At 72.0% G+C, this 12,400-nt stretch carries 9 protein-coding genes; 5 read left to right on the top strand and 4 right to left on the bottom strand.

Annotation, left to right across the window (positions count from 1 at the left end; genetic code table 11):
* Positions 1 to 361: 361 nt before the first annotated feature.
* From ACZ69I_RS28435 to ACZ69I_RS28420, 4 genes are all read left to right on the top strand, one after another.
* On the top strand, positions 362 to 1,024 hold the full coding sequence (locus tag ACZ69I_RS28435) for a response regulator transcription factor (protein WP_030687574.1): 663 nt from the start codon (positions 362 to 364) through the stop codon (positions 1,022 to 1,024).
* Positions 1,025 to 1,102: 78 nt separating this feature from the next.
* A complete protein-coding gene (locus tag ACZ69I_RS28430) occupies positions 1,103 to 2,380 on the top strand; it encodes an HRDC domain-containing protein (protein WP_467680231.1) in 1,278 nt (425 codons plus the stop codon).
* 1,671 nt (positions 2,381 to 4,051) lie between these two features.
* Entirely contained in the window at positions 4,052 to 5,278 is a 1,227-nt protein-coding gene (locus ACZ69I_RS28425) for a thiolase family protein (RefSeq protein ID WP_467680229.1), read from the top strand.
* Positions 5,275 to 7,407: a 3-hydroxyacyl-CoA dehydrogenase NAD-binding domain-containing protein gene (locus tag ACZ69I_RS28420; protein ID WP_467680227.1), complete on the top strand. Its 2,133-nt coding sequence runs from the start codon at positions 5,275 to 5,277 to the stop codon at positions 7,405 to 7,407. Before ACZ69I_RS28425 ends, ACZ69I_RS28420 begins: the two co-directional genes overlap by 4 nt.
* A gap of 90 nt (positions 7,408 to 7,497) precedes the next feature.
* Here the strand turns inward: ACZ69I_RS28420 and ACZ69I_RS28415 are convergent, their stop codons facing one another.
* Entirely contained in the window at positions 7,498 to 8,580 is a 1,083-nt protein-coding gene (locus tag ACZ69I_RS28415; RefSeq protein ID WP_470835439.1) for a hypothetical protein, read from the bottom strand.
* Between the two features lie 67 nt (positions 8,581 to 8,647).
* Here ACZ69I_RS28415 and ACZ69I_RS28410 point away from each other — a divergent pair, with 67 nt between their 5' ends.
* Entirely contained in the window at positions 8,648 to 9,019 is a 372-nt protein-coding gene (locus ACZ69I_RS28410) for an NTP pyrophosphohydrolase (RefSeq protein WP_467680223.1), read from the top strand.
* Positions 9,020 to 9,210: 191 nt separating this feature from the next.
* Here the strand turns inward: ACZ69I_RS28410 and ACZ69I_RS28405 are convergent, their stop codons facing one another.
* Genes ACZ69I_RS28405 through pgsB form a run of 3 tightly spaced genes read right to left on the bottom strand, consistent with a single transcriptional unit; the run spans position 9,211 to position 12,396 of the window.
* On the bottom strand, positions 9,211 to 10,281 hold the full coding sequence (locus ACZ69I_RS28405) for a C40 family peptidase (RefSeq protein ID WP_467680221.1): 1,071 nt from the start codon (positions 10,279 to 10,281) through the stop codon (positions 9,211 to 9,213).
* A gap of 16 nt (positions 10,282 to 10,297) precedes the next feature.
* Positions 10,298 to 10,780 carry a poly-gamma-glutamate biosynthesis protein PgsC/CapC gene (locus ACZ69I_RS28400; RefSeq protein WP_055564848.1) on the bottom strand — a complete coding sequence of 161 codons (483 nt, stop codon included), beginning with the start codon at positions 10,778 to 10,780 and terminating at the stop codon, positions 10,298 to 10,300.
* The gene (gene pgsB, locus ACZ69I_RS28395) at positions 10,777 to 12,396 is read right to left on the bottom strand and encodes a poly-gamma-glutamate synthase PgsB (RefSeq protein WP_470835437.1); all 1,620 of its coding nucleotides are present in this window, start codon (positions 12,394 to 12,396) and stop codon (positions 10,777 to 10,779) included. The genes ACZ69I_RS28400 and pgsB overlap by 4 nt, the downstream gene beginning before the upstream one ends.
* Positions 12,397 to 12,400 lie beyond the last annotated feature (4 nt).

The raw sequence follows: 12,400 nt of genomic DNA, 5'->3' as shown, positions 1-12,400 counted from the left end.
GGTGGAGCGTGACCCGTGGTGGGTGCTCGGCCGGTCGCCGTGCGGCCGTTGAGCGGGCGGCCGAGTGGCCCCGTGGGGGCCGGGCCGGGCTCCCGGGCCGGAACGGTCGCTGCCCCGTCACCCCCGCGACCGCGTGCCGCGGGGTGGGGCCGTGGGGGGTCACCCGGAAGAGGGCGTGTTCGGTTTGATCTTCGGATGATCGAGCGCATGTCCGAATTGCCCCAATTCTCTCTCACCAAATCGTGATCATTCCCTAAAGGCGGATGCGTTTGGTGCCGAAGAGGTTTGTGACCTTGAAAGCACGGTTCGTCCCGGCTTCCTCCCCGAGCCGGTCCCTCCCGTCCCCCACCCAGGAGGCCTGGTGTCCGTTCTCCTCGAGCAGCCCGCAAGCCTGGTCGCCTACCGCCCGAACAAGCCGACCGCCATGGTCGTCGTGGCCGACCCCCGCGTCCGTTCCACCGTCACCCGCCACCTGTGGGCGCTCGGTGTACGCGACGTCATCGAGGCCTCGTCGATCGCGGAGGCTCGTCCCCGCATCGGCAACCCCCGGGACATCTGCGTCGCAGACGTCCACCTCCCCGACGGCTCCGGCCTGACGCTCCTCTCCGAAACCCGTGCCGCGGGCTGGCCCAACGGCCTCGCCCTCTCCGCCGCCGACGACATCGGCGCCGTGCGCAACGCCCTCGCGGGCGGCGTCAAGGGCTACGTCGTCACCGGCACCCGTACGAACGTCGGACTCCCCACCCGTCCCGGCGCCGCCCCCATCGGCTCGGCCGCCGCCCGCATGCACCGCCGCCCTCCGGGCGCCCCGAGCCACCCCGGCGGCTACCGCGAACTGTCGGGCCGTGAGGTCGAGGTGCTGCGCCTGGTCGCGGAGGGCCAGTCCAACAAGGCCATCGGCGTCTCGATGGGCCTGTCCGCCCTGACCGTGAAGAGCCACCTCGCCCGGATCGCGCGCAAGCTCGGCACGGGTGACAGAGCCGGGATGGTGGCGGTCGCACTGCGAACCGGAATCATCCACTGACTCATTTACACCCCTATCGCGCCCGTCGACGGAACGTTCCGTCGACGGGCGCTGTCCATACACAGATACCCTTGACAGGTGACCGACGCCCAAGAGACCGCAGCAGACAGTTCACTGCGAACCACCGGAGGCGCCCCTCCGGACGACGACGGCCTCTCTTCGGAAGGGTTGCCGATCCCCCTGCTCGAGCCGCGTGACGGCATCCCGCCGGTGATCGCCGACGAGGAGGGCCTCGCCGCGACGGTCGCCGCGTTCGCCGCGGGCACGGGCCCCGTCGCCGTCGACGCCGAGCGCGCCTCCGGCTACCGGTACGGCCAGCGCGCCTATCTCGTCCAGCTCCGCCGCGAGGGCGCCGGCACGGCGCTCGTCGACCCCGTCGCCTGTCCCGACCTCTCCGGCCTCGACGCGGCCATCGGCGACACCGAGTGGGTCCTGCACGCGGCCACCCAGGATCTGCCGTGCCTGCGGGAGATAGGCATGATTCCGTCGCGGATCTTCGACACGGAGCTCGCGGGCCGGCTCGCCGGGTTCCCCCGGGTGGGACTCGGCGCGATGGTCGAGAGCGTGCTCGGATACGTACTGGAGAAGGGCCACTCCGCGGTCGACTGGTCGACCCGGCCGCTGCCCGAGCCCTGGCTGCGGTACGCCGCGCTCGACGTCGAGCTGCTCGTCGACCTGCGCGACGCCCTGGAGAAGGAGCTCGACCGGCAGGGGAAGCTGGAGTGGGCCCGCGAGGAGTTCGACGCCATCGCCTCCGCGCCGCCGGCCCCGCCCCGCAAGGACCCCTGGCGCCGGACGTCCGGCATGCACAAGGTGCGCAGGCGCCGGCAGATGGCGGTCGTACGGGAGCTGTGGACCGCCCGCGACCGGATCGCGCAGCGCAGGGACGTCTCGCCGGGCAAGGTGCTCAGCGACGGAGCGATCGTCGAGGCCGCGCTCGCGCTGCCGCCCAATGTGCACGCGCTCGCGGGCCTCACGGGCTTCGGGCACCGCATGGGACGGCGCCAGCTGGAGCAGTGGCAGGCGGCGGTCGACCGGGCGAAGGCGCTCCCCGACGCGGAGCTGCCGCAGCCCGGCCAGACCGTGACGGGCCCGCCCCCGCCCCGTTCCTGGGCCGACCGCGACCCCGCCGCCGCGGCGCGGCTCTCCGCGGCGCGGGCGGCGGTCTCCGCGGTGGCGGAGCAGCTGAACATGCCGCAGGAGAACCTGATCACTCCGGACACGGTCCGCCGCGTCTGCTGGGAGCCTCCGGCTCAGGTGGACCAGGACTCGGTGTCCGCCGCGCTTGCGGCGTACGGGGCGCGGCCGTGGCAGATCTCGCAGGTGGCGCCGGTTTTGGTGGGGGCGCTTTCCTGAGTGGGCGGGGTTGGGGTGGGCGCGGGGCTTGAGCCCCGGGGTCGCCCCGCGCGCCCGCTCTCGGGACGTGGGGCTCCGGCCCCGGACACCGGGCCCCTCTCACCGGGCCCCGGTCACCGCTCACCGGTCTGGGGCTTCGAGTCCGGGCGCCGCGTATCGGTCTGGGACCTGAGCCTCGATGCCCCGGCCGTGGCCTCTGGGCTCGGACCCGCGCCGGACCCCAGCGCCTGGGCGCCGGCCCGGCCCCCAGATCTGCGGGCCCCGTGGGCGTGAGTCGCAGGCCTTGAGCCTCTGAGCTCGAACCCGCGCCGGACCCCAGCGCCTGGGCCGCTGCGCTCAGGCGGACCCGGCCCCCAGATCTCGTCCCCCTCGGCGTGAACGCCAGACCTAGGACCTCTGAGCCCCACCCCTGGGGCCTGGGGGCCTCGGCCCCCAGGCCCTGGACCGCTGAGCTCAGGCCCACCCCGAGCCGCCTCGGTCCCACCCACTGCCCCGCCGCTTCGCGGCGGATCTTTCCCACCCACCCACCCACCCGTTTGCCCCGCACCGCAGGGTGAGCGAGGTGGGTGGGTGGGCTTGTTTGGGGGCTGCTGCGGGGGCGGGGGGCGGCCTTGCGGGTGCGGGTGCGGGGTGAGGGGCGAGGCCCCTACGGGAACTGTGGGCGCGGAGTGTACGGGCGGGTTGGCTGGCGGACGACACCGCGCGGCTGGCGGAGCCCCCTTCAGGCGCCGCCGGTGCCGGGTGGGTGGCGGGCAGTCGCCCTCGATGCGGCGTGGACCGCCGCGAAGCAGGCTGGGCTCCTGCGCGACCTGCGGGGTACCGGTGAATGGGCGGGAGGGCGGTAAGGGCCCGCCGCACAGCGGGCGGAGCCCTACGAGACCTGCCGGTACGGGGTGAACGGGTGGGCGGGTGGGAGAGGGCCGCCGCGGAGCGGGCGGGTGGGTGGGTGGGTGCGCGACCACCGCGCAGCAAGTAAGGCCCACAGGGACTATCGGCGCCGGGCGAGCCGGAGGCGGCCACCGCAGAGCGGGAGGGACCCCTACGGGTCCCATGGGTGCGGGATGAACGGGCGGGCAGGCGACCGCGGCGCAGCGGAAGTCCCTACAGCAGCTGTCGGTGCGGGGTGAACGGGTGGGTGGGCGGGCACGGACCGCCGCGCAGCGGGCGGGCTCCTACCGGACCTGTCGGTGCGGGGGACCCATCGGCGCCCGTGCCGAGGTCGGGCCAGGCCAGGGCCCCTAGGGCGCTGGTCGGCGGCGCCTGGAGGGAGGGGTGCTCGCGAATGGGCGGGGGCGCACCCGAAAGGCGCGAGGTCCCCGCGGGGAGCACGCCCCCAGGGATTGGAGGGCCCCCAGGTAACACCCACCCAAAGACACGACGGCCCCCTCGACAGCCCGCACCCCAACACACCAAAGGCCCCTCGACAGCCGCACCCCCACACACCAAAGGCCCCTCGAAAGCCCGCACCCCCACACACCGAAGGCCCCCCGACCACCCCCCACCCGGACAACCCCAAGCACACACAGGAGGAGCGCGCCCCCGACCCACCGAGGGGCGTCCCAAGTGTGACCTTCGCCTCCCGGAGGGAGCCCTTGGCCGCGTAGTTACCGGCAAGTAGGGTGGACTCGGAAGCGCGCCGCCAGGCGCACCGCACCCTGGAGGAGAGCCAACGTGCCTCGTACCGTCAGGGACGTCGTCTTCGTGGATGGCGTCCGCACCCCGTTCGGCAAGGCGGGCCCGAAGGGCATCTACCACGAGACCCGTGCCGATGACCTCGTCGTGAAGGCCATCCGGGAGCTCCTTCGCCGCAACCCGGACCTCGACCCCGCCAAGATCGACGAGGTCGCCATCGCCGCGACCACGCAGATCGGCGACCAGGGTCTGACGATCGGCCGCACCGCCGGCATCCTCGCCGGGCTCCCGCAGTCCGTGCCCGGCTACTCCATCGACCGCATGTGCGCCGGCGCCCTGACCGCCGTGACCTCGGTTGCGGGCAGCGTCGCCTTCGGTGCGTACGACATCGCCGTCGCCGGCGGCGTCGAGCACATGGGCCGCCACCCCATGGGTGAGGGTGTCGACCCCAACCCGCGGTTCGTGAGCGAGAAGCTCGTGGACGAGTCCGCGCTGTTCATGGGCATGACGGCGGAGAACCTCCACGACCGCTACCCGAGCATCACCAAGCGGCGCGCCGACGAGTACGCGGTGCGCTCGCAGGAGAAGGCCGCCAAGGCGTACGCCGACGGCAAGATCCAGGCCGACCTCGTGCCGATCTCCGTACGGCGCACCAACGAGGAGGCCGGGGAGACCGGCTGGGGCCTCGCCACCGCCGACGAGCCGATGCGCCCGGGGACGACCCTGGAGAACCTCGCGGGCCTCAAGACCCCCTTCCGCACGCACGGCCGCGTCACCGCGGGCAACGCCGCCGGTCTCAACGACGGCGCCACCGCCTCGCTCATCGCCTCCGAGGAGTTCGCCCGCGAGAACGGGCTGCCCGTCAAGATGCGCCTGGTCTCCTACGCCTTCGCGGGCGTCGAGCCGGAGGTCATGGGCTACGGCCCGATCCCGGCGACGGAGAAGGCGCTCGCCAAGTCGGGTCTTGACATCTCCGACATCGGCCTCTTCGAGGTCAACGAGGCCTTCGCCGTGCAGGTCCTCGCCTTCCTGGAGCACTACGGCATCGCCGACGACGACGCGCGCGTCAACCAGTACGGCGGCGCCATCGCCTTCGGCCACCCGCTCGCCTCGTCCGGCGTACGCCTGATGACGCAGCTGGCGCGGCAGTTCGAGGAGCAGCCCGAGGTCCGCTACGGCCTCACGACCATGTGCGTCGGCTTCGGCATGGGCGCCACGGTCATCTGGGAGAACCCGAACCACAAGGACGCCGGAGGCGACAAGTGAGCACCACCACCGCTGAGCTCCTGAAGGGTGCGGCCGAGCTGTTCCCCGACGAGGTCGTCACGCAGGCGCACGTACGCCACCTCGACCTCCCCCGGGGCGCGGGCCGCTTCGCCCTCATCACCCTGGACAACGGCTTCGACCACACCAAGCCGACCACCTTCGGCCCCGGTTCGCTGGCGAACCTCGACGCCGCGATCGACCAGGTCGAGAAGGAGGCCTCCGAGGGCTCCATCGTCGGCGTCGGGATCACCGGCAAGCCGTTCATCTTCGCCGTCGGCGCCGACCTCAAGGGCGTCGAGCTGCTGAAGAGGCACGAGGACGCGCTCGCCGTCGGCAAGGGCGGGCACGAAGTCTTCAAGCGGCTTTCCGGCCTCGCCGTGCCGACCTTCGCGTACTACAACGGCGCCGCGATGGGCGGTGGCGTCGAGGTCGGGCTGCACTGCTCCTACCGCACCGTCTCCAAGGCGCTGCCCGCGTTCTCGCTGCCCGAGGTCTTCCTCGGCCTGGTCCCGGGCTGGGGCGGCTGCGCGCTGCTCCCGAACCTGATCGGCGCCGACAAGGCCGTCTCGGTCATCATCGAGAACTCGCTGAACCAGAACCGTCAGCTCAAGGGCAAGCAGGTCTTCGAGCTCGGCATCGCCGACGCGCTGTTCGAGGGCGCCGACTTCCTCGAGCAGTCGCTGATCTGGACGGCCTCCGTCCTCAACGGCTCGGTCGAGGTCGTCCGCGCCGAGGTCGACCGCGGCGAGGGCTGGGACGCCGCCGTCGCGCGCGGCCGTGCCATCGCCGACTCCAAGGTGCACGGCGCCGCTCCGGCCGCCTACCGCGCCCTGGAGATCATCGAGGCCGCCAAGGACGGCGACCTGCAGCGGGGCTTCGACTCCGAGGACGTCGCGCTCGCCGACCTCATGATGGGCGGTGAACTGCGCGCGGGCATCTACTCGTTCAACCTCGTGCAGAAGCGCGCCAAGCGCCCCGCGGGCGCCCCGGACAAGAACCTGGCGCGCCCGGTCACCAAGGTCGGCGTCGTCGGCGCCGGTCTGATGGCCTCGCAGCTCGCCCTGCTCTTCCTGCGCCGCCTCGAGGTGCCGGTCGTCCTGACCGACATCGACCAGGAGCGCGTCGACAAGGGCGTCCGCTACGTCCAGGAGGAGATCGACAAGCTGCTCCTCAAGGGCCGGGTCAACCAGGACAAGGCGAACCGCCTGAAGGCGCTCGTCTCCGGTGTCCTGGACAAGGCCGAGGGCTTCTCCGACGCCGACTTCATCATCGAGGCCGTCTTCGAGGAGATCGGCGTCAAGCAGCAGGTGTTCGCGGAGGTCGAGGCGGTCGCTCCGGCGCACGCCATCCTCGCCACCAACACCTCGTCGCTGTCCGTCTCCGAGATGGCGTCGAAGCTGAAGCACCCCGAGCGGGTCGTCGGCTTCCACTTCTTCAACCCGGTCGCGATCCTGCCGCTCCTGGAGATCGTGCGCGGCGAGCAGACCGACGACGCCTCGCTGGCCACGGCCTTCGGTGTCGCCAAGAAGCTGAAGAAGACCGCGGTCCTGGTCAAGGACGCCCCGGCGTTCGTCGTGAACCGCATCCTCACCCGCTTCATGGGCGAGATCCAGAACGTCATCGACGAGGGCACCCCGGTCGCCGTCGCCGAGAAGGCCATCGAGCCGCTCGGTCTGCCGATGTCGCCGCTGGTCCTCCTCGAACTGGTCGGCCCGGCCATCGGCCTGCACGTCTCCGAGACCCTGAACCGCGCCTTCCCGGAGCGCTTCACCGTCTCGCCGAACCTCGCGGCCGTCGTCAAGGCGGGCAAGCGCGGCTTCTACGTGTACGACAGCGGGAAGCCGGAGCTGGACCCCGAGGTCGCCGCGCTCCTGAAGCAGGGCGACTCCGTCCTGACCGAGGAGCAGGTCCGCGACCGCGTGCTCGACGCGGTGGCGCAGGAGATCGGGCTCATGCTCGACGAGGGTGTCGTCGCCGAGGCGCAGGACATCGACCTCTGCCTGATCACCGGTGCGGGCTGGCCCTTCCACCTGGGCGGCATCACGCCGTACCTGGACCGTGAGGGCGTCAGCGAGCGGGTGACCGGCAAGCGGTTCCTCGCGCAGGGCGTGGCGAGCGTCCCGGCGTAACACGCACAGCGACACACGCACAGCAACAGCGGTGGGCCGTACGGGAGTTGTCCCGTACGGCCCACCGTCGTTCCGTCCACCGTCGTTCCGTCACACGCGGGACCAGGCCTCCAGCGCGAGGCCCGGCTCCGCCTTCTGGCGGGCCAGGCGCAGCGTGCCGTCGAGGCCGATCGCCGCCATGACCACCCGGCCGCGCGCGTCGATCGCCAACGACGGGGCGCCCAGGCACGGTTCGCCGGTCTCGGCCCACCACAGGCCCGCCCCCTCGTCCTCCGTCGGGAACCCGGCGAGCCCCGGGCGGCCGCTTCGCGTGCGGTGCGCGACGACCGTGCAGTCGTGGCCGTCGACGGTGGTCCGGACGGCCGCCGTGGGGCCGGGGCCGGGGGCTCCGCCGAGGGGCACCGCGGCCGGGCCGCTCTGCGGGCGGTGGGCGAGGACGCCGTCGCCGAGGGCGTCGGCCGCGTAGTACGTGAGGCGGTCGGGGGCGGTCTCCAGGAGGGTGCCGGAGCCGGGGACGGGGGCGGGCGGGACGTCGTCGGCGCGCAGCAGTTCGCCGCCCTGCTTCTCCTGGGCCCAGCGCAGGGTGGCCTTGCCGCCCGGCGCGAGGACCTCCACGCGCCCCGTCGACGTGGCGAGCGCCGCGATCCCGTCCAGGGTGTCGCGGACCTTGAAGTCCTGCCACCCCTCCCACTTGCCGCCCTTGCCCTCGCGGCGCATCCGGACGCTGCCCACCGCGTCCCGCACGAAGACGTGGACGGTGCCCGCGGCGTCCACCGCCGCGGCGGGCGCGCCGAGGGACGGGGCGCGGTCGAGGCGCTTGGTGTGCGGGTTGCCGACCGAGCGCCAGTCCATGAGCGGGCGGCCCGACTGGTACTGGATGGAGTGCACGATGTCGACGACGGTCTTGCCGGGCTCCTCCCCCGGGACGTCCCGCCGCTCCCTGCGGCCCAGGAAGTGCACGTACCCGTCGCCGCCCTGGGCGAGGGTGAGGTAGGTCAGGCCGGGCGCCTCGAAGAAGTCGGGGCCGCTCCAGTCCGGCCCGCCGGGCGCGGTCTCCGTCCAGCGCAGGAGCCCTCCCTCGGCGCGGGCGTATGCGGTGAGCCGGCCGTCCCGGCCGCGCAGCAGCCAGCGTGCGGTGTCCGGGGCACCGGTGCTGGTGGACCTCGACGGCATGACCCGGCGCCACCCCTTCCACGATCACGGACGCACAGTGTTTTGCCTATTAGTTTACGTTTGCCGGATGAGAACTCTGGTCGTCGTCGATGCCGCGAACGTCGTCGGATCCGTGCCCGACGGATGGTGGAAGGACCGCCGCGGGGCCGCGGAACGGCTGCGGGACGCGCTCGTCCCGTATGCCGAAGAAGGTCTGCCCGGGCTGCCGGGGCCGGTGGAGCTCGTCCTCGTCGTGGAGGGGGCCGCGCGGGGCGTCGAGTCGGTGCCCGGCGTGGCGGTCGACTCCGCACCCGCCGTCGGTGACGACCGCATCGTGGAGCTGGCCGCCGGGGCGGCGGGCCGGCCGTGCGTGGTGGTCACGGCCGACCGCGAACTGCGCCGCAGGGTGGGCGAGGTGGGGGCCGAGTGCGTGGGCCCGAGGGCGGTACGCGCCCGTTGAGAGCCTGTCTTTGAACCCCCGTCGTCCGCGCGGAGCGCGGGTGCAGCGGCGTCCGGTGCGTGCGATCGGTGTGCGGAGTCCGAGGTCATGTGGCGGAGCCACCTGTCCTTGGACTCCGTGCGCCGAGCGTGCGTGCCGGACGTCGGGGCACAGGCGGGGGTTCAAAGACAGGCTCTGAGGGGCGCGTACCGTCACAGGCGCTTCGCGCTGCGCAGCGTCGAGGCGTAGTAGCCGTTGCCGTCGAGGCGTGACGTGCCGCCCTTGTCGCCGATCGTCGGGCCGTTGACCTCTTCGCGGCTGGAGATGAAGATCTTGTGGCCGTCCGCGTCGTGGCCGAGGAAGATGCCGACGTGGTCGAGGCGCTGCTTGGTGCGGGCGTCGAGCTTGAAGAAGACCAGGTCGCCGGGTTGCACCACGTCGATGGACTTGGGGCGGTCGGCGGCGGAGACTCCCTTGAGCTCGATGACGTCCGTGCCGGCCTTGCCGCGCGCCATGCCGTTGGCGGTGCGGGGCAGGCCGTCGCCGGCCTGGTCGTTGGCCATCAGGGGGTAGCGGGCGCGGTAGCCGAAGACGGTCCGGACGAATCCGGAGCAGTCCATGGAGCGGGCCCGCATCTTCTCCGGCTGCTCGGTGGTGCCGTTGCGGAAGGTGTACGGGATGCCGAGGTAGTCGAAGAAGTCGGACTGCTCCAGGCGCAGGTCGTTGCCCGAGCTGCCGTCGGGGTTCAGCGGGCCGAAGTTGGCGTCACCCGCGTACGCGATGCCCTCGTCGTCCTTCTTGACCGGGGCGCCCTCCACGTACTGGAAGGCCATCGCGAAGATGTCGTCCTCCTCGCTGCCGGAGAACTCCTTGTACCAGTCCTTGAACCACTTCTCCTTCTCCGCGCCCTCGCGCCAGATCTCCGGCATCAGCCGCACCCAGTCGTTGGTCACGACGCGGGACTTGGTGTTGGCGGGCTCGGTGAAGGTGCGGCTGGGCCCGGTCAGCGTCGCGGTGCGGGCGCCGTCCGTGAACGTGGCGAGGACCTTGCCGCTCTCGGTGCGCAGGACGGAGCGCTCGGGACCCTTGAGCCGCTCCCACTTCAGCTTCCCGCCCTCCTGGCCGGTGCTGCTGTGCAGCCCGGGGGTGTCGGTGACGGCCTGCACCTTCGGCGCCTTGGCCTCTTCGTCCTTGCGCAGTTCCACGGTCAGGTAGGCGCTGCCCGCCAGCAGGGCGAGCACGGTCGCCGCGTGCACGACGGGACGCTTCTTCTTGGGCGGCATGAATGACTCCTGGGAATCAGGCGGACGGCATGAAGCCGAGGAGGATCCCGGCGGTGAGGACGACGTAGGCCATGAGCGTCACCGAGCCCGTGGCGAGCAGGGTGGGGCCCTTGGGCTGGCGGACCAGCTGGTAGGCGATCAGACCCGGCACGATGAAGCCGAGGGTCTGGTTGCTGTACATGAGCGGGAACTCGAGGGAGAGCACGATCATCACGGTGGCCTGGAGCACCACGCCGGTCAGCACGACCGCGGCGAACAGGCGCTTGCCGTAGAGGATCACGAAGCGCTGCATGAGGAGCGTGCAGACGTAGGTGAGGACGGTGACGCCCACCACCATGGCGGCGCGCTGCAGGTCCTCGACGAGGGTCAGCGCGAGCCAGCCCGGCGTGATCATGCCGCCGGGCGAGAGGTTGGTCGTCAGGTAGCAGACCAGGGAGAAGAGCAGCCCGAGCGCGATGCCGACCGCGGCGATCTCGGGGGTGAGGACGGAGGGAATCAACGGGGCTCTCCTGGGCTGTGCCACTGCTGGTTGTCGTCTGCGGCGGGCGGTACGGGCGGCACGCGCGGCTCGAACAGGCCGCGGGGCGCGGGGGGCTGGGGACGCGGTTCCGGGGGCGCGTAGCCCTCCTGGGACACGTACTGCTGGTGCTGCTCGTACTGCTGGTACTGCTGGTGTTGCTGGTGCTGGTGCTGCTCGTACTGCTGGTGCTCGTACTGCTGCTGGTGGTGCTCTTGCGGCGCGTAGGGCTCGTACGGCTGGTCCGGAGTGCGCTGTACGGGGACGTGGACGCCCGGCGGAAGCTGCTGGACGACGGGGATCGGCTGGGTGTGGACCGGCGCGTACCGCGTCTCGTACGCCTCCGGGTAGTGCTGGTACGGGTCCACGTGCGGCTCGTAGAACGGCGCGGGCTCCTCGGGGGCCTGCTCCTCGCTCTCGTCGGCCGGCAGTTCGGCGAGGTGCTCCAGGAGCAGCTCGCCCTGGCCGTGGATGTTGCCGATCGCGACGAGCGAGGAGTCGGCGCCGAGCTGCGCGAGCATCTCGCGCATGAACTCCTCGGGGTCGCGCCGGTCGCCGCCGAGGTCGACGGCGCGCGAGCGCCAGTCGGCGGGGATCGCGTCGATGGCGGACTTGGCCGGGTGGCCGATGACGAAGACCTTCTCCGGCCGGAGGTCGGGGATGATCTCGCCCATCTGGCCGTTGCGCTCGACGCGGTCGGGGCGGCAGTTGATGACGACGTGCAGCGGGCGGTGGATGGCGCCGAGGTCGAGGAGCTGGTTGATGTTCATCAGCGTCGACTCGGGGTCGTTGGCCGCGAAGACGTTGGCGAAGCGGAGCTTCTTGCCGTCCTCGGTGGCGTACCGCTCGACGGAGAGGACACCGGGGTCCGGCGGCGCGTCGTACATGCCCTGGAGGGCGACCTCGCGGCCGACGCCGACGAGCTCGGCGACCTTGAGCGCGATCGCCACGTTCTCCTTGAAGGTGAACCAGCTGAAGCCGCGCAGCTCGTCGTCGGTGACCGTCTCCGGGTCGGCGTAGATGAGCTCGCAGTTCCGCGCGTCGGCTTCCTCCTTGAGGATGTCGAAGCGGTCCTGCTCGGCGGTGACGCAGATGCCGCCCTCCGGCATGGACCGGGAGAGCGAGCGGGCGACGTCGTCGAGGGTGGGGCCCATCTCGGCGAGGTGGTCCTCGCGGACGTTGCAGAGCACGCCGATGGTGGAGCGGATCAGCTTGGACTGGTTGATCTCCTGGAGGGCCGGCATGACCGCCATGCACTCGATGACCAGGGCGTCCGGGTCGTAGGCGGCGGCGCGCCGCACGATGCCGATCTGCTCGACGACGTTGGCGATGCCGAACTTGCGGTAGACCGGCTCCTCGGTGGCGTCGGGGTGGATGAACCGGGCGGCGGTGCCGGTGGTCTTGGCGACCGTGGTCAGCCCGCCGCCGCGCAGCGCGCCCGCGCACAGGCGGGTGATGGAGGACTTGCCGCGGATGCCGTTGACCAGGACCCGGGTGGGGATGTGCTCCAGGCTGGCGAAGTGCCGCCGCTGTTCGACGACGCCGGCCGCGAGCAGGATGGCGCAGCACACCACGAGAACGGTGTAGAGGAAGAGCACGGGG

The organism is Streptomyces sp. NPDC036815, from assembly GCF_055609205.1.
Note: the sequence above shows the minus strand (reverse complement) of the source record. Positions and strands in the feature narration are given on the sequence as shown.